The following is a 23,305-nucleotide window of genomic DNA, read 5'->3' on the forward strand; positions in this document are numbered from 1 at the left end:
TCAAAAATGCAGCACACGAAACCGACCTGAGAAAACCAACGCGGTTTCGTGTGCCGTGGCACCCTTGCAGGGCCAACCTTAAACTTCGGGGGAATATTCTATACACAACGACAGGGGATGTCGTTAGTTCGAAGAGATTTATCGTGGAAATAATTCACGTAGCCGCTAATTAAAGCGGCTACGCGTTCATTTATTGAGAATTAATGGATTCCGCCGATACGATTCAGGCGTACACCGGTCGGCCATTCGCCTTCCTGCTTCTCAAAACTCATCCAGATGGCGGTGGCTTTGCCGACCAGATTCGCTTCCGGCACAAAGCCCCAGTAACGGCTGTCCGCAGAGTTATCGCGGTTGTCACCCATCATGAAGTAATGTCCTGGCGGTACAATCCAGCTCGCCAGCTGCTGGCCAGGCTGGCGATAGTACATACCCAGCTGATCCTGCGCGATTGGCACGGTGAGGATTCGGTGCGTCACATCGCCCAGCGTCTCTTTGCGCTCAACCAGACGGATGCCGTCCTCTTTGGTTTCACCTTTCGGAACCTGGAAGAACCCGCTGGTCGCTTCGCCGCCGTTACGACGGGCAAAGGTCTGCACAAAGTCACTTGGCTCAACGTTTGAGTAAGTGATTGGCAGCGCGTTTTCACAGGCGGTACCGGAGCTGCAGCCCGGCTGAACGGTGACTTCTTTCGCAACCGGATCGTAAGTGACTTTATCACCCGGCAGACCTACCGCGCGCTTGATGTAGTCCAGGCGCGGATCTTCCGGATATTTAAACACCACGATGTCGCCACGTTTCGGATGACCGGTTTCGATCAGCGTTTTCTGGTAGATAGGATCTTTAATGCCGTAGGCAAACTTCTCTACCAGAATAAAATCACCAATCAGCAGCGTTGGCATCATTGAACCTGATGGGATTTGGAACGGCTCATAAATAAACGAACGTACCACCAGCACAATCGCCAGCACCGGAAATACCGAAGCGCCCGTTTCCAGCCAGCCCGGTTTCGGGCCGACTTTCTTCAGGGTTTTCGCGTCAATCTCATCACCAGTGGCTGCCTGAGCGGCAGCCTGACGTTCACGACGTTTTGGGGCGAAGATAAACTTATCCAGACACCACAGCAGACCTGTTACCAGGGTAGCAATGACCAGGATCAGGGCAAACATGTTCGCCATGCCAACTCCTTAGGGTTATTTGCCGTCTTTACCAACATGAAGGATGGCAAGGAATGCTTCCTGCGGCAGCTCGACGTTACCGACCTGCTTCATACGCTTCTTACCTTCTTTCTGCTTCTGCAGCAGCTTTTTCTTACGGCTGACGTCACCGCCATAGCACTTCGCCAGAACGTTTTTACGCAGCTGTTTCACGGTTGAACGCGCGATAATGTGGTTGCCAATCGCCGCCTGAATCGCGATATCGAACTGCTGACGCGGGATCAGATCTTTCATCTTCTCAACCAGCTCGCGACCGCGGTACGGCGCATTGTCGTTGTGGGTGATCAGCGCCAGCGCATCCACGCGCTCGCCGTTGATCAGCACGTCCACACGCACCATGTTGGAGGCCTGGAAGCGTTTGAAGTTGTAATCCAGTGACGCATAGCCACGGGAGGTCGACTTCAGACGGTCGAAGAAGTCGAGTACCACTTCCGCCATCGGGATTTCATAGGTCAGCGCCACCTGGTTACCGTGGTAAACCATGTTGGTCTGCACGCCACGCTTCTCAATACACAGCGTAATGACGTTCCCCAGGAATTCCTGCGGCAGCAGCATGTGACACTCTGCGATAGGCTCACGCAGCTCCTGAATGTTGTTCAGAGGCGGCAGCTTGGACGGGCTATCGACGTAGATCACTTCTTTCGAGGTGGTTTCAACTTCATAGACTACGGTCGGCGCCGTGGTGATCAGATCCAGATCGTATTCGCGCTCCAGACGCTCCTGAATGATCTCCATGTGCAGCAGACCAAGGAAGCCACAGCGGAAGCCGAAGCCCAGCGCCGTTGAACTTTCTGGCTCGTAGAACAGGGAAGCATCGTTCAGGCTCAGTTTACCGAGCGCGTCACGGAAGTTTTCGTAGTCGTCAGAGCTGACCGGGAACAGACCCGCGTAAACCTGCGGTTTCACCTTTTTAAAGCCTGGCAGCGCTTTATCTGCAGGGTTACGTGCGCCGGTCAGGGTATCGCCCACCGGCGCGCCGAGGATGTCTTTAATGGCGCAGACCAGCCAGCCTACCTCGCCGCATCTCAGCTCGGTACGGTCAACCTGTTTTGGCGTGAAGATGCCCAGACGGTCTGCGTTGTAGACCTGTCCGGTACTCATTACCTTGATTTTGTCGCCTTTACGCATGGTGCCGTTTTTAATACGCACCAACGAGACAACGCCCAGATAGTTATCGAACCAGGAGTCGATAATCAGCGCCTGCAGCGGGCCATCCGGATCGCCTTCCGGGGCAGGAATGTCACGTACCAGGCGTTCCAGCACGTCGGTCACGCCCACACCGGTTTTCGCGGAGCAGCGCACGGCATCGGTCGCGTCAATGCCGACAATATCTTCAATCTCTTCCGCTACGCGCTCAGGATCGGCGGCTGGCAGGTCGATCTTGTTCAGAACCGGCACAACTTCGAGATCCATTTCCATCGCGGTGTAGCAGTTTGCCAGGGTCTGGGCTTCAACGCCCTGCCCGGCATCCACCACCAGCAGCGCGCCTTCACAGGCCGCGAGCGAGCGTGAAACCTCATAGGAGAAGTCAACGTGGCCTGGGGTGTCGATAAAGTTCAGTTGATAGGTTTCACCATCAGCCGCTTTGTAATCAAGCGTAACGCTCTGCGCTTTAATGGTGATACCGCGTTCGCGTTCCAGGTCCATGGAGTCCAGAACCTGGGCTTCCATTTCACGATCAGACAGGCCACCGCAAATCTGGATAATACGGTCAGACAGCGTCGACTTACCGTGGTCAATGTGAGCAATGATCGAAAAGTTACGTATGTTCTTCATATAGTTAAATAATTATGCCTTACGAATTCCTGGAGGCCGCTGTTCTTAGCCTGACGTTTTTCAGTGCGAAAACGCAGCATTCTACACTACATCCTCGCTACCTGGAAATGCACTTAGAAGCAGGTATAGCGTGAAGAAAGGCCGTTTTCTGTTTTAGGGTGTAAAAAATGATAAAGCCCGATGGATCACCGGGCCTCAGAAGAGAGCGTTTCAACACGAAGCTGGTCTGGCTCCAGCCCAACACTGAGAATGACAGGCTGCCACTCCTCGCGTGCGGCGAGCGTCGGAGAGAGGCCTTTGGCAAGCCAGAATCCCCCCACGCCACCCAATGCGGCACCGCACATAGCGGCCACATCGGTACCAAACAGCATCTGAAACAGGCCGCCCATGATAAACAGGCCGACCAGCGGAGAGAGATACACCAGCATAGCGGAGCTGAGCAGGCTGCCTTCCGCGATGCCCAGTTCCACCTTCTGTCCCGCCATCAGCGGCTGTTCGCTTGGCACAGAAATCGTGTGCGATGTTTGTGGCCCAAGCTTATTCAACACGCGGCTGCCGCAGCCGGCGCGGGATGCGCAGCTATTACATGAGGCTTTAACATCGCAGCTCACCAGCGCAATGCCGTTTTGCCAGGAGACAACCGTCGCCCACTCTTTGATCATTGTGCAGCCCTGAATTTAATGCTGTCGGAGATGCGCTTCGCCGTCTGCGGAGGGAGTTCTCCCACAATGGTGATCTCTGCGTTATCGCGTACCGTTGTACTCACCGTACGGCGCCCGGTACGCAGCATTTGTTCAGCGCTGTTTGCCGTTGCGCGATTAATATTCACCGAGAAGCTGAACAAACCATCCGAATAGAGGCGCGATTCTACCGGCGTTTCAATCGTTGGCAGCTGACGACGGCTGCTGGACACTTCGCTAAACCCTTGCGGGATCCAGGCAGGTACCCAGTTGAAATTAACGGAATCCCCGGCAGGAACAGAAAGCAGCGGTGGCAGGCTGGCCTTAGCCAGATTCTGCATGCTGTTGCCAACCTGATTGTTCACGCTGAAGGAGATAACCCGGAACTGTTCCAGCGTTTCACCGTCACGGTCGAGCAGGTCAACACGCATGGGGAGTTTGGTTTCGGCATCAATCCAGACGATATAGCTGTAGCGCGTTCCGTCCCGGGCAACAACGCGAATTACCTCGCACAGTCTGTCCGCGATGCGGGTACGCCCTACCGAAATAAAATCGTAGTAAGGGGCAAGCCGTTTGAAGTCGGTGTAAATGAGTGACGGCAGGGAATCAACGATATAGTCGCCATTCAGCGTGAAAGGCTCCAGGCCTGGCTCGAAATAGCTGATTTCATTACCACGTTGGACCACTTCCCGACGCGGGCCATCCATCTGTAAAAGCTGGGCGAGCGGCTGCTTATCAAGACGGGCATGACGATAGCGTAACGACTCGACGCCCTGCTTATTGATGCTGATAAATGCCAACTCATAATTGAGTGACTGGCTGGCCAGATTCATTTGCTGCAACAACGCCCCGGATGAAACATCAGCCGAGGCGTTGGCAGAGAAGAACAGGCTACCCGCCATCAGAGACATGGCGAACCAAAGTTGCTTCATTACTGCGATTGCGTTCCTAAAGTTTGGTTTCCGGGCACCTGCACAGCAGCTTGCTGTGTCTGCGCCTGCTCAAACTGAAGCTGTTCAGAGTGCAGACGACGCTGCAACTCGTAATCCTGCAACATCGCATTAATGCGACGGCGCTGCTCCTGAACCTGCTGTTGCTGACCGCCGCTGGCGGATGCATCAGCCGGTACGCCCAGGCTTACCGGGCTGGCTTTGCCCATCATCGGCAGTGTGTTAAACACTGGCGCTTCTGGCTGCTGATTAGTTTCAGACTGAGTATTATAGTGCTGGACGCCAACAATAACTGCAAGCGATACGCATGCAGCCACACCCATTTGGGTAAGCTGGCTGGCCCACGGACGCACCTTTTGCCAGAACGGCATTTTCTGCCATTGGTGAGGCGCGGGTTGAGCTTCAGGAATCAGCGGAGTGGTCTGATGAACAGGCTCATTCTCAATCGCCGCCATGACGCGGGCTGAGATATCGAAATGGAGAACCTCGCCGGTGTCACCGCGAAGGGTGTCACGGATGAGATGGTAACTCTCCCAGGTCTCTTGCATTTCGGGTGAATGAGACAGCTCGTTGAGCAGCTCACTATCCACCGTTTCACCATCCATTAAAGCGGAAAGTTTTTCTTTCTGCATGCCTAATACCTTTTCCAGTATCCCGCTATCGTCAACGCCTGATAAGCGGTTGAACTTTATTATCAATAGCTTCTCGCGCACGGAAAATTCGTGAACGTACCGTGCCGACCGGACAATCCATGATAGCGGCTATCTCTTCATAGCTCAGACCATCCAGCTCCCGTAACGTAATTGCCATACGTAAATCTTCCGGGAGCGACTCGATCGTGCGAAAAACGATTTGTCTCAGTTCTTCTGACAACATTAAGTTCTCAGGGTTCGAAATTTCTTTCAATGCGCCGCCGCTTTCAAAGTTTTCGGCGTCGATTGCGTCCACATCACTTGAAGGCGGACGACGGCCCTGAGCGACCAGATAATTCTTTGCCGTATTGACCGCAATACGGTACAGCCAGGTATAAAAAGCACTATCTCCCCGGAAAGAATCCAGCGCGCGATAGGCCTTAATAAAAGACTCTTGCACCACATCAGGCACATCGCCTGACGGTACATAGCGGGAAACCAGACTCGCCACCTTATGCTGGTAGCGGACCACCAGTAGGTTAAAGGCTTTCTGATCTCCCTTCTGGACCCGTTCAACCAGGACCTGGTCCGTTAACTGCTCGCTCATCCGAGGTAATGTCTCCCCAAACCTAAATTCCACGCGTTATCGAAACGCCACTCTAAAAATACCGCACTTTGAGCAAGCACCATTTAGAGTGTCTGATCTTCAATAAGTTCCGTAACGCCTTTGTTTTTGTTCATCGCGCCGCAGACCGTTTATTTTCTCTCATTATAAGTCTGTTCACGATACGCACCACTTTATGACAAGAAACATCTTTTCCCGCCAGAAGAGTAACGCAACACAGGCTTTATTTCACCACAAAATCTGACGCTAACGATCTGCTTCGCAAAATAATTTCACTCATTTACCCTCCGTTTACCTCCGCTTACGCGTTTAGCCATTGCGACAGCCTCTAAAAAAATACGTGCGATATATCGCATTCAGGTGCTATTCTGACCCAACACTGTTTAGTAAATTAAACAACAATCATGAACACAACACCTGAACTCCATTGTGATGTACTGATCATCGGCAGCGGCGCTGCCGGTCTCTCTCTGGCGCTGCGCCTGGCCGAGCATCAAAACGTTATCGTTCTGAGTAAAGGACCGATAAGTGAAGGTTCCACGTTTTATGCCCAGGGCGGCATTGCCGCCGTGTTTGATGAGACAGACAGCATTGCATCCCATGTCGAGGATACGCTCATTGCCGGAGCAGGGATCGTGGATGCACACGCCGCAGAGTTTGTCGCCAGCAATGCCCGTCACTGCGTTCAGTGGCTCATCGACCAGGGCGTCTTATTCGATACTCAGGTTCAACCCAACGGTGAAGAGAGCTACCACCTGACTCGCGAAGGCGGCCATAGTCACCGCCGCATCCTGCACGCAGCGGATGCCACCGGAAAAGAAGTGGAAACCACGCTGGTCAGTAAAGCGCTGAACCATCCTAATATTCGGGTTCTCGAGCGAAGCAATGCCGTTGACCTGATTATCTCTGACAAGATTGGCCTGCCCGGCACGCGTCGCGTGGTGGGCGCCTGGGTCTGGAACCGAAATAAAGAGAAGGTGGAGACCTGCCGGGCGAAGGCTGTGGTACTGGCGACGGGCGGCGCCTCCAAGGTGTATCAGTACACCACGAACCCTGACATTGCCTCCGGAGACGGAATCGCTATGGCCTGGCGCGCTGGCTGCCGGGTGGCGAACCTCGAGTTTAATCAGTTTCACCCCACCGCCCTGTTCCACCCTCAGGCACGCAACTTCCTGCTGACGGAAGCCCTGCGCGGTGAAGGCGCTTATCTGAAACGCCCTGATGGCTCCCGCTTTATGCCCGACTTTGACGCCCGGGGTGAACTTGCCCCGCGTGACATCGTTGCCCGCGCCATCGATCATGAAATGAAGCGCCTTGGCGTAGACTGCATGTATCTCGATATCAGCCATAAGCCAGCAGAGTTCATTCGCCAGCATTTCCCGATGATTTATGAAAAGCTGCTCAATCTTGGCATTGATTTAACGCGCGACCCGGTGCCCATTGTGCCAGCGGCCCACTATACCTGCGGTGGCGTAATGGTTGACGATCATGGACGTACTGACGTAGACGGTCTGTATGCTATCGGTGAGGTCAGCTATACCGGACTTCACGGCGCGAACCGTATGGCCTCTAACTCGCTGCTTGAGTGTCTGGTGTACGGCTGGTCGGCGGCGGAAGATATCACGAAGCGCATGCCTTACGCCCGCGAGACAGAGCACCTGCCAGCCTGGGATGAAAGCCGCGTGGATAATCCGGACGAGCTGGTTGTGATCCAGCACAACTGGCATGAGCTACGGCTGTTTATGTGGGACTACGTAGGGATTGTGCGCACCACGAAACGCCTGGAACGCGCCTTGCGCCGCATCACCATGCTGCAGCAGGAAATTGATGAGTATTATGCTAATTTCCGCGTATCCAATAATCTGCTGGAGCTGCGCAATCTGGTGCAGGTTGCCGAGCTGATTGTTCGCTGCGCGATGATGCGTAAAGAGAGCCGCGGGCTGCACTATACCCTGGACTACCCGGATCAGCTTGCTGAATCCGGCCCGTCGATACTCGCCCCGCAGGTTTACATAAACAGATAAAATGCCTGGGTCAGGGCAGTGTAATCTTCGGAATAGCGCTGGTCTGGCCCACGGATCACCATTCGGTCATTAAAGCATTCACCCTCTTTTGGCGACAGAGCCAGCAGCACGCGGTGCGGCAGTCGACCTTCCGTATCCGAAATATCGGTACGCAGACGTAACGTCCAGCCGATCTCCTGCGCGATACCGATAAACGTGTTGCCGGTACTCTCTGGCAGGACCACACAGAAAAAACCCTCTTCGGAGATGAGTTCTGCCGCGCTGGTGAGCAGCGCTTTATGATCGAGGGAGCCGGTATAACGCGCGTGTTCACGCTCGGGTGTCCCGCACTCAACGCCGGGCTCGTAGTAAGGAGGGTTGCTGACAATCAGATCGTAACGCGCGGTTTGTTCAGGCGCCCAGGCGAGCACATCTGCGCATTCCACCTTCATTCGGGCTGCCCAGGGGGATTCGGCCATATTGTCACTCGCCTGCTCTGCGGCCTGCGCGTCCAGTTCGACGGCATCAATGATGACATGTTCTTCCGTACGCTGCGCCAGCATCAACGCCACCAGCCCGCTGCCGGTACCGATATCAAGAATACGCTTAACACCTGCGACAGGCGCCCACGCTCCCAGTAAAATACCGTCTGTACCGACCTTCATGGCACAGCGATCGTGCGCGACAAAAAATTGTTTAAACGTAAAACCATCGCGGCGCAGCTGCGCTTTGAGTTGAGACATGTCAGGGCAACCTTCTAAGTGAAACTGGAGTAGCATAGGGGAAAGCGAAGTGGCCGAAAAGCGATATCCATACAAACAGATGAAGATTACAGCCGTAACGTCTATAATCAGCGCCCCACACAGAGGTAGAACATGACTGTAACGACTTTTTCCGAACTTGAACTCGATGAAAGCCTGCTCAATGCACTTGAGAGCAAAGGCTTTACACGCCCGACCGCCATTCAGGCAGCGGCCATTCCGCCTGCGCTTGAGGGCCGCGATGTGCTCGGTTCTGCGCCAACCGGCACGGGGAAGACAGCAGCCTATTTGCTGCCTGTGTTGCAGCATCTGCTCGACTTTCCGCGTAAAAAATCTGGCCCGCCGCGTATTTTGATCCTGACGCCTACGCGCGAACTGGCAATGCAGGTTGCCGATCACGCGCGTGAACTCGCGGCAAATACTCATCTGGATATCGCCACCATCACCGGCGGCGTTGCGTACATGAACCACGCCGAAGTGTTCAGCGAAAACCAGGACATCGTCGTTGCGACGACGGGCCGCCTGCTGCAGTACATTAAAGAAGAGAATTTCGACTGCCGTGCGGTTGAAACGCTGATCCTCGACGAAGCCGACCGCATGCTGGACATGGGCTTCGCACAGGATATCGAGCACATTGCAGGGGAAACGCGCTGGCGTAACCAGACGATGCTGTTCTCTGCCACCCTCGAAGGGGAAGCGATCAAAGACTTCGCAGAGCGTCTGCTGGAAGATCCGGTGGAAGTCTCGGCGACGCCGTCCACCCGTGAGCGTAAGAAGATCCACCAGTGGTACTACCGCGCGGATAACCTTGAGCACAAGGTCGAATTGCTGAAACACCTGCTGAAGCAGGAAGATGCTCTGCGCACAATCGTGTTTGTGCGTAAGCGCGAGCGCGTGCACGAGCTGGCTGAGATGCTGCGTAACGCCGGGATCAACAACTGCTATCTTGAAGGCGAGATGGCTCAGATCAAGCGTACCGAAGGCATTAAGCGCCTGACCGATGGCCGCGTTAACGTGCTGGTTGCGACTGACGTTGCCGCACGCGGGATCGACATCCCGGACGTCAGCCACGTCATTAACTTCGATATGCCGCGCAGCGGAGATACCTACCTGCACCGCATTGGCCGTACCGGCCGCGCGGGCCGCAAAGGGATTGCGATTTCACTGGTCGAAGCGCATGACTACCTGCTGCTGCAGAAAATTGGCCGCTATGTTGATGAGCCGCTGAAAGCGCGCGTTATTGACGAACTCCGCCCGACCACGCGTGCGCCGAGTGAAAAGATGACGGGTAAACCGTCCAAGAAAGCGCTCGCAAAACGTGCTGAGAGAAAAGAGAAAGAAAAAGAGAAACCGCGCGTGAAGCAGCGCCACCGCGATACCAAAAATATTGGTAAGCGCCGTAAGCCAAGCTCTGCCGCACCAGAGACGAAAACTGAAGAGTAAAAAAAGCCGGGGAAATCCCCGGCTTTTTTATTCCCCCCTGCTGAAGCCATTACAGGCTTTCAGTAAAGGTACGGGCGATAACGTCGCGCTGCTGTTCTGGAGTCAGTGAGTTAAAGCGAACCGCATAGCCGGACACGCGGATAGTCAGCTGTGGGTATTTTTCTGGATGCTCAACGGCATCCATCAGCGTTTCGCGGCGCAGCACGTTTACGTTCAGGTGCTGACCCCCTTCCACGCGCACTTCCGGCTGCACTTCCATAGGAACTTCACGGTATTCGATTTCGCCCAATTTGTTTACCGGTACGATTTCATCTTCAGCAAAACCCGCTTTCGCAACGACGCAGCGCGCTTCGTTCTTCTCGCTGTCCAGCAGCCAGAAAGAATTGAGCAGATCGTCATTTGCAGCTTTAGTAATCTGGATACCTGTAATCATGTGTTGCCTCCCTTAGGCTACATTAACTCGTGTCGGCCTCTCGCGGCCAATTGGTAAAACCATTGTTTCTTGTGTGTATATATAACATTCACACCCCGGCGATTTATTGATTTAAATCAACAAAAACATCAACCACATAAAGAGTGTGGTTTGAATTTATTGTTTTAGATCAATTTAACAACCTTGCCAATTCAACTTACCCTGTATCTTTTCAAAATAAATTTAGCCACTTAGCACGTATTTCAGCGCGTAATTTTGCTCACCGGGGTGAAACAGGTAAGCTAGTCAGAGATTGAGATTCGCAGGAGAGCGAGATGACGACACCTTTAACCTGGCATGACGTGCTGGCAGAAGAAAAGCAGCAACCTTATTTTATCAATACGCTCAGCACCGTTGCCGCTGAGCGTCAGTCCGGACAGACGATTTACCCGCCGCAGAAAGACGTGTTTAACGCCTTTCGCTACACCGAACTGAGCGATGTGAAAGTGGTCATTCTGGGCCAGGATCCCTATCACGGCCCCGGGCAGGCGCATGGGCTGGCGTTTTCCGTTCGTCCGGGCGTGGCTATCCCCCCTTCTCTGCTCAACATGTATAAAGAGCTTGAAGCAACCGTGCCCGGTTTTACCCGGCCAAACCACGGTTACCTGGAAAGCTGGGCGCGCCAGGGCGTGCTGTTGCTGAATACGGTGCTTACCGTACGGGCGGGTCAGGCGCACTCGCACGCCAGTCTGGGCTGGGAGACGTTTACCGATAAAGTCATCAGCCTTATCAACGAGCATCGTGAAGGGGTGGTGTTTTTACTCTGGGGTTCTCACGCGCAGAAGAAAGGGGCGATTATCGATCGTCAGCGTCATCACGTGCTCAAGGCACCGCACCCGTCACCGCTGTCTGCACATCGCGGTTTCTTTGGCAGTAATCATTTTGTTCTGGCGAATGAATGGCTGGAAAAACGTGGCGAAAAGCCGATTGACTGGATGCCTGTATTACCGGCAGAGAGCGAGTAGTTAGAGTTTGTATGCCCGGCTCACCGGGCATACAAAAAGCATAATGGCTTATGCCTTGTTCTGACGCCACCATTCGGCCAGCAGTACGCCGGTCGCAACGGATACGTTCAGACTTTCCACATTGCCTGTTCCGTCGATAGAGACGCTCAGATCCGCACTGGAGAGCGCCGCGTCAGACAGACCATCACGTTCCTGACCTAATACCAGCACCATTTTGCGCGGCAACGTCGCTTTAAACAGCGGCGTACCGGCATGGCTTGAGGTGGTCACGATGGAATAACCCGCTTTACGGAACTGCTCGAGTGCGTCCAGAACGCTGTCGCCGGTGATCGGCTGTACGTGCTCGGCTCCGCCTTCCGCAGTACGGATCGCGGCACCGGATTCCAGCAGCGCGGCATCCTGCAACAGCACGCCTTTCACGCCAAAGTGCGCGCAGCTACGCATCATTGCGCCCAGGTTGTGCGGGTTGCCCACATCTTCCAGGGCCAGCACGCAGTCATCGGCATCCGCCTGGCTGACCCACTGCTGCACGGTCGTGCCGTTACGCTTTTTGATCAGGAAGCAGACGCCGCCGTGGTGTTCAGTGCCGGACGCTTTGGTCAGCTCGGCATCATCAACCACGTGGTAGGCTTTACGGTTCGCGGCCATCCAGCGCAGCGCTTCTTTGAAGCGCGGGGTCACGCTCTGGATAAACCAGGCGCGGACGATACACTCAGGACGGCTCAGGAACAGCGCCTGGCAGGCGTTCTCGCCATACACGCGGGTCTCTTCCGCACGCTGACGGCGCAGCACTTCCGGGTCGATAAAGCTTTTACCGCTGATACCGCCGTGATCGGCTTTTTCCGGCGTCTCATCGCCAGGGGCGCGAGAAACGGTGCGCCAAGGTGAGGCGTTATCACGTGAGAAGTCATCACGCGGACGATCGTCGCGTGGACGGTCACTGCGTGGGCGGTCGGAACGCGGACGGTCATCGCGTTTGCGATCGTCACGTTTGCGGTCATCACCGCGGTTATTTCTGTCATCGCGGGCGGGGCGACGGCCACCGTCTGCACGAGAAGACGCCGGACGCCCGCCACCTTTTCCGGTACGCGGATTTTGGGTGCGTTTATCAGAGTCATCATCACTGCGGACATACATCACTTTGACCTTGCCGCTTTTGTTTTTCATTTCGTCGTTCATGCTTTTCTCCACCAGCGCTGCGCGAAGCGCGCAGATTACCCGATGTGCCAGCGCATAGCCATAATTTCGTACAAAAGCCTGTGACTATTGTTCTCATTGAATAAAACGCATTGTTGTTTCAAACAGGCTCATTGATAATATGTAACATATTAGAAACATTATCGGCGTTGTGCCGCTGTCCCATGGCTCTATCAGAGGTTAGTTATGAATACCGTATGTGCCAACTGTCAGGCTCTTAATCGCATTCCGGACGATCGGATGGAAGATGGTGCGAAATGCGGACGTTGTGGCCATGAATTATTTGATGGCGATGTCATTAACGCGACGGGTGCTACGCTGGACAAACTCCTCAAGGACGATCTTCCTGTCGTGATCGATTTCTGGGCGCCATGGTGCGGCCCTTGCCGTAGCTTCGCGCCGATTTTCGAAGATGTGGCCGAAGAGCGCAGCGGAAAAATGCGGTTCGTTAAGGTCAATACCGAAGCCGAACCCGAACTGAGCGCACGTTTTCGTATTCGCAGCATCCCGACCATTATGATTTTCAAAAATGGCGAAGTGATCGATATGCTCAACGGTGCGGTTCCAAAAGCACCTTTTGAAAGCTGGTTAAACGAGTCGCTGTAACATTCACGGGGCACGTCTTGTGCCCCGCTCCCGCCTCTGCGAAAATAGCGTTTTTCCTGCATTTCGCCCATGACTGATAACGCCGTTCTTAAATTACGCGCCGAACGCCTTGCGCGCGCCACCCGACCGTTCCTCGCACGAGGCAACCGTATTCGCCGCTGTCAGCGCTGCCTGCTGCCGCTGAAGGTTTGTCTGTGCGAGACGCTGGCACCGAGTACGGCACAGAGCCGTTTTTGTCTGGTCATGTTCGATACCGAGCCGATGAAACCCAGCAATACGGGGCGTCTTATCGCCGATATTCTGCCGGATACCGCCGCGTTTCAGTGGTCCCGTACAGAGCCGCCTCAGGCCCTGCTCGATTTAGTGGCCAGCCCCGACTACCAGCCGATGGTCGTCTTCCCCGCGTCATATGCAGGTGTGGATCGCCAGGTGCTTTCAGCGCCGCCATCCGGTAAACCACCGCTGTTTATCATGCTGGACGGTACCTGGACCGAAGCGCGAAAAATGTTTCGCAAAAGCCCGTATCTCGACGCGCTGCCGGTGATTTCTGTCGATCTTTCCCGCGTCTCCGCCTACCGCCTGCGTGAAGCGCATGCTGACGGGCAATACTGCACCGCCGAAGTGGCGATTGCGCTTCTGGATTTAGCGGGAGATACCGCTGCGGCTGGTGCCCTGGGCAACCATTTCTCATGCTTCCGGGAGCGCTATCTGGCGGGAAAAACCGTTCATAAGGGCAGCGTCACAGCGCCCGAGCCAGAAAGCGTTTAAAATCATCAGGTCGCTTGCATTCACAGGAGGCCTGCATGAGCCAGCGAGGGTTAGAAGCGCTACTTCGTCCTAAATCCATTGCCGTTATCGGCGCATCAATGAAACCGGATCGTGCTGGCTATCTGATGATGCGCAATCTGCTGGCCGGGGGATTTAACGGCCCCGTCATGCCCGTCACGCCGTCTTATAAGGCCGTTCAGGGGGTACTTGCATGGCCTGATGTACAAAGCTTGCCTTTCGTGCCGGATCTTGCCGTACTCTGTACAAACGCGAAGCGCAACCCGGAACTGCTGGAATCACTCGGCAAGAAAGGGTGTAAAACCTGCATTATTCTTTCGTCTCCGCCTGAACAGAAAGCCGAGCTTCTGGCCTGCGCCAGCCGCTATCAAATGCGCATTCTTGGGCCAAACAGTCTGGGCCTGCTCGCCCCCTGGCAGGGGCTGAATGCCAGTTTCTCCCCGGTCCCGATCCGCAAAGGCAAACTGGCGTTTATCTCGCAGTCGGCTGCGGTATCGAACACCATCCTCGACTGGGCGCAGCAGCGTGAAATGGGATTCTCCTACTTCATTGCCCTGGGCGACAGCCTGGATATCGACGTTGATGAGCTGCTGGATTTTCTGGCGCGTGACGGCAAAACCAGCGCGATCCTGCTTTATCTTGAGCACCTCAGCGACGCGCGTCGTTTTGTCTCGGCTGCGCGAAGCGCTTCGCGCAATAAGCCGATCCTGGTGATCAAAAGCGGACGCAGCCCTGCGGCACAGCGTCTTCTGCATTCGCATTCCGGCATGGATCCCGCCTGGGACGCCGCCATTCAGCGCGCGGGGTTGCTGCGGGTACAGGATACGCACGAGCTTTTTTCCGCCGTTGAGACGTTAAGCCATATGCGCCCGTTGCGCGGTGAGAAGCTAATGATTGTCAGTAACGGTGCGGCCCCTGCCGCGCTCGCGCTGGACGAGCTGTGGCGGCGCTTCGGCAAGCTGGCAACGCTGAGTGAAGAGACGCTGCAGCGCCTGAAAGAAGCGCTTCCGACCAGCGTGACGCCCGGCAATCCGCTTGATTTGCGCGATGACGCCAGCAGCGACCGCTACATCAGGGCGATCTCCATTTTGCTGGATAGCCAGGATTTCGACGCGCTGATGATTATCCACTCCCCCAGCGCGGTCGCGCCGGGCAGTGAAAGCGCGCGCGCGCTCATTGACGCCGTGCGCAACCATCCGCGAGGTAAATACGTTACCCTGCTCACCAACTGGTGCGGCGAGTTTTCCTCTCAGGAGGCGCGGCGCTTGTTCAGCGAGGCCGGGCTGCCAACCTACCGCACGCCGGAAGGCACCATCACCGCGTTTATGCATATGGTGGAATATCGCCGCAACCAGAAACAGCTGCGTGAAACGCCGGCTTTGCCGGGGAATCTGACGGCGAACACCGTCGACGTTCACCGGCTGTTGCAGCAGGCCATTGAAGAAGGCGCGACCTCGCTTGATACGCATGAGGTCCAGCCCATTCTGGGCAGCTACGGGATGCAAACCCTGCCGACCTGGATCGCCAGCGACAGCGCTGAGGCCGTGCATATTGCCGAACAGATTGGCTATCCGGTGGCCCTGAAGCTGCGTTCCCCGGATATCCCGCATAAGTCTGATGTTCAAGGGGTTATGTTATACCTGCGTACGGCGACTGAGGTGCAGCAGGCAGCTGATGCCATTTTTGATCGGGTCAAAATGGCCTGGCCGCAGGCAAGGATCCACGGATTGCTGGTGCAAAGCATGGCAAACCGCGCAGGGGCTCAGGAATTACGGGTGGTGGTCGAACACGATCCCGTCTTCGGCCCGCTCATCATGCTGGGAGAGGGTGGCGTTGAGTGGCGTCCGGAGGAGCAGGCCGTGGTGGCGTTACCGCCACTGAACATGAACCTGGCGCGTTATCTGATCATCCAGGCGATCAAAAGTAAAAAGATCCGTGGCCGGAGTGCGCTGCGCCCGCTTGATATTGCCGGGTTAAGTCAGTTCCTGGTGCAGGTGTCTAACCTGATTGTGGATTGTGCCGAAATCCAGCGGCTGGACATTCATCCGCTGCTCGCCTCGGGCAATGAGTTTACGGCGCTGGACGTGACCCTTGATATCGCGCCATTCGAAGGAGACAGAGAGAGCCGTCTGGCGATCCGCCCGTATCCCCTGCAGCTGGAAGAGTGGGTTGAGATGAAAAATGGGGAACGCGCCTTGTTCCGCCCTATTCTGCCGGAAGATGAGCCCCAGCTGCGGGCCTTTATCTCTCAGGTCACGAAAGAGGATCTTTATTATCGCTATTTTAGCGAAATCAACGAATTTACCCACGATGATTTAGCCAATATGACCCAGATCGACTACGATCGAGAAATGGCGTTTGTTGCCGTTCGTCGCTCCGATAAGGGGGATGAGATCCTCGGCGTCACGCGTGCTATTTCTGACCCGGATAACGTCGATGCGGAGTTTGCGGTGCTGGTGCGCTCCGATCTTAAAGGCCTGGGTCTGGGCAGACGGCTGCTGGAAAAACTTATCAGTTATACGCGAGATCACGGATTGTTACGCCTCAATGGCATTACTATGCCTAACAATCGCGGTATGGTGACCCTTGCGCGAAAACTTGGGTTTGACGTTGATATTCAGCTGGACGAAGGTATTGTGGCCTTGTCCCTCAGTCTGACATCAGCAGACAAACGCGAGTAAGCTACTGGAAATGTTACCCACTTTGGACGGGACTGGTGGTATCATTGTCCGCTTATGTTGTTTGCATGGTACAGACAACCCTTCAATGAACAGAGAAGAAACGCACTGTGATGTTGTCAAAATTTAAGCGTAATAAACATCAACAACACCTTGCTCAACTACCGAAGATTTCTCAGTCAGTTGATGATGTAGAGTTCTTTTACGCTCCCGCTCATTTTCGGGAGACGCTTCTGGAAAAGATTGCCAGCGCCACGCGACGCATTTGCATTGTAGCGCTCTATCTTGAACAGGATGAAGGTGGGCGCGCGATCCTGAACGCGCTCTATGAAGCCAAACGTCAGCGTCCGGAACTTGATGTTCGCGTGCTGGTAGACTGGCATCGCGCTCAGCGTGGCCGTATTGGCGCTGCCGCCTCAAACACCAATGCTGACTGGTATTGCCGCACGGCGCAGGAAAATCCTGGCGTTGATGTGCCTGTTTATGGCGTCCCGGTTAATACCCGTGAAGCGCTCGGCGTCCTTCATTTCAAGGGATTCATCATTGATGACAGCGTGCTTTACAGCGGCGCAAGTCTGAATGATGTTTACCTTCATCAGCTCGATAAATATCGCTACGACCGCTACCATCTGATCCGTAATCCGCAGATGGCCGATATCATGTTTAACTGGGTTGATAAAAATCTGGTCCATGGCCGCGGTGTTAATCGCCTTGACGATCCTGAGCGTCCTAAAAGCCCGGAAATCAAAAACGATGTTCGCGCCTTCCGCCAGGAGCTGCGTGATGCGGTCTATCATTTCCAGGGTGATGCGAACAACGAAGAGTTATCCGTTACCCCGCTGGTAGGGCTCGGTAAATCAAGCCTGCTGAACAAAACGATATTCCATCTGATGCCGTGCGCGGAGCAGAAACTCACCATCTGTACGCCGTACTTCAACCTTCCTGCCGTGCTGGTGCGTAATATCATTCAGCTGCTGCGCGACGGTAAAAAAGTGGAAATCATCGTTGGTGATAAAACCGCAAACGACTTTTTCATTCCTGAAGATCAGCCGTTCAAAATCATCGGTGCGCTGCCTTATCTCTATGAGATCAACCTGCGCCGTTTCCTGAGCCGTTTACAGTATTACGTAAACACTGACCAGCTGGTTGTGCGTCTCTGGAAAGATGAGGACAACACTTACCATCTGAAAGGAATGTGGGTCGACGATGAGTGGATGCTGCTGACCGGTAATAACCTGAACCCACGCGCGTGGCGACTGGATCTGGAAAACGCTATCCTAATCCATGACCCGCAGCACGAGTTAGCCGCAAAACGTGAACGTGAGCTGGAGCTGATTCGCACGCATACCACTGTGGTTAATCATTACCGCGAACTGCAGAGCATTGCCGATTATCCGGTAAAAGTCCGCAAGCTTATCCGCCGCTTACGTCGTATCCGTATCGACCGACTTATCAGCCGTATTCTGTAATGTCCAGGCCCTGCCACCCGCAGGGCTTTTTTATGGAGCCGTTGATGCGTATTCCTCTGTTACTTAGCGTCCTCTTTCTGACTGGCTGTAGCCATATGGCCAACGATAACTGGTCCGGACAGGATAAAGCCCAGCATTTCCTCGCTTCCGCGATGTTGTCCGCAGCCGGCAATGAATATGCGCAGCATCAGGGATACAGCCGGGATCGTAGCGCGGCGATAGGGTTGATGTTCTCAGTCAGTCTTGGAGCATCAAAAGAACTGTGGGATAGCCGCCCCGCAGGGAGCGGCTGGAGCTGGAAAGATTTCGCCTGGGATGTCGCCGGCGCAACGACCGGCTATGCCGTGTGGCAGATGGCGCGCTATTAAAGTCGAATGCCTTTCCCTTTGCGATGCAACATCAGGGAAACAATAAAGGCCAGTGCGCCCATTATCGTTACGTACCAGAAGAATGTCGTTTCACTTCCCCATGATTTAAGCGACAACGCAACGTACTCCGCCGATCCGCCAAACAACGCATTAGCTACCGCATAAGAGAGCCCTACCCCTAAAGCACGTACCTGCGCCGGGAACATTTCAGCTTTCAGTATTCCGCTGATAGAGGTATAGAAACTGACAATCACCATCGCCAGCATCACCAGCGCAAACGCCGCATACGGCGAAGTCACATGCTGAAGGGCCGACAGAATAGGTACGGTACATAATGCCGACAGGCCGCCGAAAATCAGCATCGACGTACGTCGACCGATTTTATCCGAGAGCGCACCGATAATGGGTTGTATGAGCATAAAGACAAACAGCGCCACGGTCATGACTACGCTGGCGACGTTTGCGTGCATGCCGGTGGTGTTCACCAGGTACTTCTGCATGTAGGTGGTGAACGTGTAAAAACTGAGAGAGCCGCCCGCAGTAAAGCCCAGCACCATTAGAAAAGCTTTGCGGTTACGCCATAACCCTTTGAATGTTCCCGCCTCCTTCAGCGTTCTGACTTCCTTCTGAGAGGTTTCATCTAACTGACGGCGTAGCCAAAGTGCGACCACCGCCAGTACTGCGCCCATCGCGAAAGGAATTCGCCATCCCCAGGCGTGAAGTTGTTCATCCGTCAGAATTTGCTGCAGGATCACAACCACAAGAATGGCCAGCAGTTGACCACCAATCAGCGTGACGTACTGGAATGAGGCGTAAAAACCTTTACGGCCTTCCAGGGCAATCTCACTCATGTAGGTCGCACTGGTACCGTATTCACCGCCCACCGATAATCCCTGGAATAAGCGGGCCAGTAATAGTAGCGCCGGTGCCCAGGTACCAATCGATTCATATCCCGGTAAGCAGGCGATCACCAGAGAACCAAAGCACATCATGCACACCGAGATCAGCATAGAAGCCTTACGGCCGCGACGATCCGCAATGCGGCCAAACAGCCAGCCCCCGATGGGCCGCATTAAAAACCCTGCGGCAAATACCCCCGCCGTTTGTAGCAGCTGCGTTGTGGTGTTGCCGGATGGGAAGAAAATATGTGCGAAGTAGAGTGAACAGAATGAGTAGACGTAAAAGTCGAACCATTCAACCAGATTCCCTGAAGAGGCGCTGACGATTGCCCATACCCTTCTTCGGGTATCACTGTTAGCCAGCGTCCCGTTTGATGTAATGCTTTCTGTCATTGTGATTATGCTCCTGCCATAAACAGCGGCGTATTGAGCCAAGAGACTCAATTACCTCGTAAATGAAATGTTATAATTTTGTTATAAATAACATTGCGACAAGGATCACACATTCCATTAGCAGGATAAGGGATTAAGAGAAAGGCCAGAAAGGGTAAGCACAAAGCAAAAAACCCCGCACCTTACGGTACGGGGTTCTTCTAATTGATGCCTGGCAGTTCCCTACTCTCACATGGGGAGACCCCACACTACCATCGGCGCTACGGCGTTTCACTTCTGAGTTCGGCATGGGGTCAGGTGGGACCACCGCGCTAAAGCCGCCAGGCAAATTCTGTTAATCTGTATCAGGCTGAAAATCGTGTCTGTCTCTTCGCCGAAACAGCTTCGGCGTTGTAAGGTTAAGCCTCACGGTTCATTAGTATCGGTTAGCTCAACGCATCGCTGCGCTTACACACCCGACCTATCAACGTCGTAGTCTTCAACGTTCCTTCAGGACCCTTAAAGGGTCAGGGAGAACTCATCTCGGGGCAAGTTTCGTGCTTAGATGCTTTCAGCACTTATCTTTTCCGCATTTAGCTACCGGGCAGTGCCATTGGCATGACAACCCGAACACCAGTGATGCGTCCACTCCGGTCCTCTCGTACTAGGAGCAGCCCCCCTCAATTCTCCAGCGCCCACGGCAGATAGGGACCGAACTGTCTCACGACGTTCTAAACCCAGCTCGCGTACCACTTTAAATGGCGAACAGCCATACCCTTGGGACCTACTTCAGCCCCAGGATGTGATGAGCCGACATCGAGGTGCCAAACACCGCCGTCGATATGAACTCTTGGGCGGTATCAGCCTGTTATCCCCGGAGTACCTTTTATCCGTTGAGCGATGGCCCTTCCATTCAGAACCACCGGATCACTATGACCTGCTTTCGCACCTGCTCGAGCCGTCACTCTCGCAGTCAAGCTAGCTTATGCCATTGCACTAACCTCCTGATGTCCGACCAGGATTAGCTAACCTTCGTGCTCCTCCGTTACTCTTTGGGAGGAGACCGCCCCAGTCAAACTACCCACCAGACACTGTCCGCAACCCGGATTACGGGTCTACGTTAGAACACCAGCCATTAAAGGGTGGTATTTCAAGGGCGGCTCCACGCAGACTGGCGTCCACGCTTCAAAGCCTCCCACCTATCCTACACATCAAGGACCAGTGTTCAGTGTCAAGCTATAGTAAAGGTTCACGGGGTCTTTCCGTCTTGCCGCGGGTACACTGCATCTTCACAGCGAGTTCAATTTCACTGAGTCTCGGGTGGAGACAGCCTGGCCATCATTACGCCATTCGTGCAGGTCGGAACTTACCCGACAAGGAATTTCGCTACCTTAGGACCGTTATAGTTACGGCCGCCGTTTACCGGGGCTTCGATCAAGAGCTTCGCGTTGCCGCTAACCCCATCAATTAACCTTCCGGCACCGGGCAGGCGTCACACCGTATACGTCCACTTTCGTGTTTGCACAGTGCTGTGTTTTTAATAAACAGTTGCAGCCAGCTGGTATCTTCGACTGATTTCAGCTCCACCCGCAGGGGCTTCACCTACATATCAGCGTGCCTTCTCCCGAAGTTACGGCACCATTTTGCCTAGTTCCTTCACCCGAGTTCTCTCAAGCGCCTTGGTATTCTCTACCTGACCACCTGTGTCGGTTTGGGGTACGATTTGATGTTACCTGATGCTTAGAGGCTTTTCCTGGAAGCAGGGCATTTGTTACTTCAGCACCGTAGTGCCTCGTCATCACACCTCAGCGTTAAAAGGTACCGGATTTACCTGGAACCTCCGCCTACATGCTTAAACCGGGACAACCGTCGCCCGGCTAACATAGCCTTCTCCGTCCCCCCTTCGCAGTAACACCAAGTACAGGAATATTAACCTGTTTCCCATCGACTACGCCTTTCGGCCTCGCCTTAGGGGTCGACTCACCCTGCCCCGATTAACGTTGGACAGGAACCCTTGGTCTTCCGGCGAGCGGGCTTTTCACCCGCTTTATCGTTACTTATGTCAGCATTCGCACTTCTGATACCTCCAGCATGCCTCACAGCACACCTTCAACGGCTTACAGAACGCTCCCCTACCCAACAACGCATAAGCGTCGCTGCCGCAGCTTCGGTGCATGGTTTAGCCCCGTTACATCTTCCGCGCAGGCCGACTCGACCAGTGAGCTATTACGCTTTCTTTAAATGATGGCTGCTTCTAAGCCAACATCCTGGCTGTCTGTGCCTTCCCACATCGTTTCCCACTTAACCATGACTTTGGGACCTTAGCTGGCGGTCTGGGTTGTTTCCCTCTTCACGACGGACGTTAGCACCCGCCGTGTGTCTCCCGTGATAACATTCTTCGGTATTCGTAGTTTGCATCGGGTTGGTAAGCCGGGATGGCCCCCTAGCCGAAACAGTGCTCTACCCCCGAAGATGAGTTCACGAGGCGCTACCTAAATAGCTTTCGGGGAGAACCAGCTATCTCCCGGTTTGATTGGCCTTTCACCCCCAGCCACAAGTCATCCGCTAATTTTTCAACATTAGTCGGTTCGGTCCTCCAGTTAGTGTTACCCAACCTTCAACCTGCCCATGGCTAGATCACCGGGTTTCGGGTCTATACCCTGCAACTTAACGCCCAGTTAAGACTCGGTTTCCCTTCGGCTCCCCTATACGGTTAACCTTGCTACAGAATATAAGTCGCTGACCCATTATACAAAAGGTACGCAGTCACACCACGAAGGTGCTCCCACTGCTTGTACGTACACGGTTTCAGGTTCTTTTTCACTCCCCTCGCCGGGGTTCTTTTCGCCTTTCCCTCACGGTACTGGTTCACTATCGGTCAGTCAGGAGTATTTAGCCTTGGAGGATGGTCCCCCCATATTCAGACAGGATACCACGTGTCCCGCCCTACTCTTCGAGTTCACAACCTGTGTGCTTTCGTGTACGGGGCTGTCACCCTGTATCGCCGGACTTTCCAGACCGTTCCACTAACACACAAGCTGATTCAGACTCTGGGCTGCTCCCCGTTCGCTCGCCGCTACTGGGGGAATCTCGGTTGATTTCTTTTCCTCGGGGTACTTAGATGTTTCAGTTCCCCCGGTTCGCCTCGTTAACCTATGTATTCAGTTAACGATAGTGTGACGGATCACACTGGGTTTCCCCATTCGGACATCGCCGGGTCAAAGGTTCATATCACCTCGCCGGCGCTTTTCGCAGATTAGCACGTCCTTCATCGCCTCTGACTGCCAGGGCATCCACCGTGTACGCTTAGTCGCTTAACCTCACAACCCGAAGATGTTTCACTTCTGATTGCGAAAATTTGAGAGACTCGAACACACCATTAAAGATGTGTCGTTTCAATTTTCAGCTT

The 23,305-nt window shown here is 54.3% G+C and carries 19 protein-coding genes and 2 rRNA genes; 8 read left to right on the forward strand and 13 right to left on the reverse strand.

Annotated elements, in window-relative coordinates:
• Window positions 1-200: 200 nt before the first annotated feature.
• The 7 genes from lepB to rseD all read right to left on the reverse strand — a co-directional run bounded on the left by lepB (window position 201) and on the right by rseD (window position 5,942).
• A complete protein-coding gene (gene lepB, locus NWV12_RS16585) occupies window positions 201-1,175 on the reverse strand; it encodes a signal peptidase I (protein WP_048978831.1) in 975 nt (324 codons plus the stop codon).
• A gap of 15 nt (window positions 1,176-1,190) precedes the next feature.
• Window positions 1,191-2,990 (reverse strand): translation elongation factor 4, encoded by a 1,800-nt coding sequence (gene lepA / locus NWV12_RS16590; RefSeq protein WP_032659499.1) that lies wholly within the window; start codon window positions 2,988-2,990, stop codon window positions 1,191-1,193.
• Between the two features lie 185 nt (window positions 2,991-3,175).
• Window positions 3,176-3,652 carry a SoxR-reducing system protein RseC gene (gene rseC, locus NWV12_RS16595; protein WP_048978830.1) on the reverse strand — a complete coding sequence of 159 codons (477 nt, stop codon included), beginning with the start codon at window positions 3,650-3,652 and terminating at the stop codon, window positions 3,176-3,178.
• Window positions 3,649-4,602: a sigma-E factor regulatory protein RseB gene (rseB, locus tag NWV12_RS16600; protein WP_033146239.1), complete on the reverse strand. Its 954-nt coding sequence runs from the start codon at window positions 4,600-4,602 to the stop codon at window positions 3,649-3,651. Before rseB ends, rseC begins: the two co-directional genes overlap by 4 nt.
• Complete coding sequence (gene rseA / locus NWV12_RS16605) at window positions 4,602-5,252, reverse strand: anti-sigma-E factor RseA (RefSeq protein WP_008502186.1); 651 nt, start codon at window positions 5,250-5,252, stop codon at window positions 4,602-4,604. Before rseA ends, rseB begins: the two co-directional genes overlap by 1 nt.
• 31 nt (window positions 5,253-5,283) lie before the next feature.
• The gene (gene rpoE, locus NWV12_RS16610) at window positions 5,284-5,859 is read right to left on the reverse strand and encodes an RNA polymerase sigma factor RpoE (RefSeq protein ID WP_006176728.1); all 576 of its coding nucleotides are present in this window, start codon (window positions 5,857-5,859) and stop codon (window positions 5,284-5,286) included.
• The gene (gene rseD, locus NWV12_RS22130; RefSeq protein ID WP_223862639.1) at window positions 5,856-5,942 is read right to left on the reverse strand and encodes a rpoE leader peptide RseD; all 87 of its coding nucleotides are present in this window, start codon (window positions 5,940-5,942) and stop codon (window positions 5,856-5,858) included. The genes rpoE and rseD overlap by 4 nt, the downstream gene beginning before the upstream one ends.
• 339 nt (window positions 5,943-6,281) lie before the next feature.
• Between rseD and nadB the strand changes: the two genes are divergently transcribed.
• Complete coding sequence (nadB, locus tag NWV12_RS16615; RefSeq protein WP_048976589.1) at window positions 6,282-7,901, forward strand: L-aspartate oxidase; 1,620 nt, start codon at window positions 6,282-6,284, stop codon at window positions 7,899-7,901.
• Here nadB and NWV12_RS16620 read toward each other — a convergent pair.
• A complete protein-coding gene (locus tag NWV12_RS16620) occupies window positions 7,886-8,623 on the reverse strand; it encodes a tRNA1(Val) (adenine(37)-N6)-methyltransferase (RefSeq protein ID WP_048978829.1) in 738 nt (245 codons plus the stop codon). The genes nadB and NWV12_RS16620 overlap by 16 nt on opposite strands.
• Before the next feature lie 132 nt (window positions 8,624-8,755).
• On the opposite strand from NWV12_RS16620, the gene srmB reads away from it, so the two are divergent.
• Entirely contained in the window at window positions 8,756-10,084 is a 1,329-nt protein-coding gene (gene srmB / locus NWV12_RS16625; protein ID WP_023308854.1) for an ATP-dependent RNA helicase SrmB, read from the forward strand.
• Between the two features lie 49 nt (window positions 10,085-10,133).
• On the opposite strand, the gene grcA is transcribed toward srmB, so the two are convergent.
• The gene (grcA, locus tag NWV12_RS16630; RefSeq protein WP_029741127.1) at window positions 10,134-10,517 is read right to left on the reverse strand and encodes an autonomous glycyl radical cofactor GrcA; all 384 of its coding nucleotides are present in this window, start codon (window positions 10,515-10,517) and stop codon (window positions 10,134-10,136) included.
• Window positions 10,518-10,831: 314 nt separating this feature from the next.
• On the opposite strand from grcA, the gene ung reads away from it, so the two are divergent.
• A complete protein-coding gene (gene ung, locus NWV12_RS16635; RefSeq protein WP_023308856.1) occupies window positions 10,832-11,521 on the forward strand; it encodes a uracil-DNA glycosylase in 690 nt (229 codons plus the stop codon).
• Window positions 11,522-11,569: 48 nt separating this feature from the next.
• Here the strand turns inward: ung and NWV12_RS16640 are convergent, their stop codons facing one another.
• Window positions 11,570-12,700 (reverse strand): tRNA/rRNA methyltransferase, encoded by a 1,131-nt coding sequence (locus NWV12_RS16640; protein ID WP_029741125.1) that lies wholly within the window; start codon window positions 12,698-12,700, stop codon window positions 11,570-11,572.
• 204 nt (window positions 12,701-12,904) lie between these two features.
• Here NWV12_RS16640 and trxC point away from each other — a divergent pair, with 204 nt between their 5' ends.
• From trxC to NWV12_RS16670, 5 genes are all read left to right on the forward strand, one after another.
• Window positions 12,905-13,324 carry a thioredoxin TrxC gene (gene trxC / locus NWV12_RS16645; RefSeq protein WP_023308858.1) on the forward strand — a complete coding sequence of 140 codons (420 nt, stop codon included), beginning with the start codon at window positions 12,905-12,907 and terminating at the stop codon, window positions 13,322-13,324.
• A 69-nt stretch (window positions 13,325-13,393) separates the two neighbouring features.
• A complete protein-coding gene (locus tag NWV12_RS16650) occupies window positions 13,394-14,092 on the forward strand; it encodes a tRNA-uridine aminocarboxypropyltransferase (RefSeq protein ID WP_039263763.1) in 699 nt (232 codons plus the stop codon).
• Window positions 14,093-14,127: 35 nt separating this feature from the next.
• Complete coding sequence (gene pat, locus NWV12_RS16655; RefSeq protein ID WP_048978828.1) at window positions 14,128-16,791, forward strand: protein lysine acetyltransferase; 2,664 nt, start codon at window positions 14,128-14,130, stop codon at window positions 16,789-16,791.
• 110 nt (window positions 16,792-16,901) lie between these two features.
• Entirely contained in the window at window positions 16,902-18,257 is a 1,356-nt protein-coding gene (pssA, locus tag NWV12_RS16665; RefSeq protein WP_023333068.1) for a CDP-diacylglycerol--serine O-phosphatidyltransferase, read from the forward strand.
• 44 nt (window positions 18,258-18,301) lie between these two features.
• Window positions 18,302-18,625 (forward strand): YfiM family lipoprotein, encoded by a 324-nt coding sequence (locus tag NWV12_RS16670; protein ID WP_033146245.1) that lies wholly within the window; start codon window positions 18,302-18,304, stop codon window positions 18,623-18,625.
• Here NWV12_RS16670 and NWV12_RS16675 read toward each other — a convergent pair.
• The 3 genes from NWV12_RS16675 to NWV12_RS16685 form a co-directional block, all read right to left on the reverse strand.
• Window positions 18,622-19,917 (reverse strand): MFS transporter, encoded by a 1,296-nt coding sequence (locus NWV12_RS16675; protein ID WP_029741120.1) that lies wholly within the window; start codon window positions 19,915-19,917, stop codon window positions 18,622-18,624. The two genes, NWV12_RS16670 and NWV12_RS16675, sit on opposite strands and share 4 nt — an antisense overlap.
• 209 nt (window positions 19,918-20,126) lie before the next feature.
• A 5S ribosomal RNA gene (rrf, locus tag NWV12_RS16680) occupies window positions 20,127-20,242 on the reverse strand.
• 69 nt (window positions 20,243-20,311) lie between these two features.
• Window positions 20,312-23,216: ribosomal RNA gene (locus NWV12_RS16685) — 23S ribosomal RNA — on the reverse strand.
• Window positions 23,217-23,305 lie beyond the last annotated feature (89 nt).

Origin of the sequence: Enterobacter sp. Crenshaw, from assembly GCF_024734705.1 — a bacterium.
In the GTDB taxonomy this organism is placed as follows: Bacteria; Pseudomonadota; Gammaproteobacteria; order Enterobacterales; family Enterobacteriaceae; genus Enterobacter; species Enterobacter asburiae_B.

Excerpts from the sequence above, each read along its gene's own strand:
- lepB (WP_048978831.1), bottom strand. The coding sequence starts at position 1,175 with ATGGCGAACATGTTTGCCCTGATCCTGGTCATTGCTACCCTGGTAACA.
- lepA (WP_032659499.1), bottom strand. The coding sequence starts at position 2,990 with ATGAAGAACATACGTAACTTTTCGATCATTGCTCACATTGACCACGGT.
- rseC (WP_048978830.1), bottom strand. The coding sequence starts at position 3,652 with ATGATCAAAGAGTGGGCGACGGTTGTCTCCTGGCAAAACGGCATTGCG.
- rseB (WP_033146239.1), bottom strand. The coding sequence starts at position 4,602 with ATGAAGCAACTTTGGTTCGCCATGTCTCTGATGGCGGGTAGCCTGTTC.
- rseA (WP_008502186.1), bottom strand. The coding sequence starts at position 5,252 with ATGCAGAAAGAAAAACTTTCCGCTTTAATGGATGGTGAAACGGTGGAT.
- rpoE (WP_006176728.1), bottom strand. The coding sequence starts at position 5,859 with ATGAGCGAGCAGTTAACGGACCAGGTCCTGGTTGAACGGGTCCAGAAG.
- rseD (WP_223862639.1), bottom strand. The coding sequence starts at position 5,942 with ATGGTGCTTGCTCAAAGTGCGGTATTTTTAGAGTGGCGTTTCGATAAC.
- nadB (WP_048976589.1), top strand. The coding sequence starts at position 6,282 with ATGAACACAACACCTGAACTCCATTGTGATGTACTGATCATCGGCAGC.
- NWV12_RS16620 (WP_048978829.1), bottom strand. The coding sequence starts at position 8,623 with ATGTCTCAACTCAAAGCGCAGCTGCGCCGCGATGGTTTTACGTTTAAA.
- srmB (WP_023308854.1), top strand. The coding sequence starts at position 8,756 with ATGACTGTAACGACTTTTTCCGAACTTGAACTCGATGAAAGCCTGCTC.
- grcA (WP_029741127.1), bottom strand. The coding sequence starts at position 10,517 with ATGATTACAGGTATCCAGATTACTAAAGCTGCAAATGACGATCTGCTC.
- ung (WP_023308856.1), top strand. The coding sequence starts at position 10,832 with ATGACGACACCTTTAACCTGGCATGACGTGCTGGCAGAAGAAAAGCAG.
- NWV12_RS16640 (WP_029741125.1), bottom strand. The coding sequence starts at position 12,700 with ATGAACGACGAAATGAAAAACAAAAGCGGCAAGGTCAAAGTGATGTAT.
- trxC (WP_023308858.1), top strand. The coding sequence starts at position 12,905 with ATGAATACCGTATGTGCCAACTGTCAGGCTCTTAATCGCATTCCGGAC.
- NWV12_RS16650 (WP_039263763.1), top strand. The coding sequence starts at position 13,394 with ATGACTGATAACGCCGTTCTTAAATTACGCGCCGAACGCCTTGCGCGC.
- pat (WP_048978828.1), top strand. The coding sequence starts at position 14,128 with ATGAGCCAGCGAGGGTTAGAAGCGCTACTTCGTCCTAAATCCATTGCC.
- pssA (WP_023333068.1), top strand. The coding sequence starts at position 16,902 with ATGTTGTCAAAATTTAAGCGTAATAAACATCAACAACACCTTGCTCAA.
- NWV12_RS16670 (WP_033146245.1), top strand. The coding sequence starts at position 18,302 with ATGCGTATTCCTCTGTTACTTAGCGTCCTCTTTCTGACTGGCTGTAGC.
- NWV12_RS16675 (WP_029741120.1), bottom strand. The coding sequence starts at position 19,917 with ATGACAGAAAGCATTACATCAAACGGGACGCTGGCTAACAGTGATACC.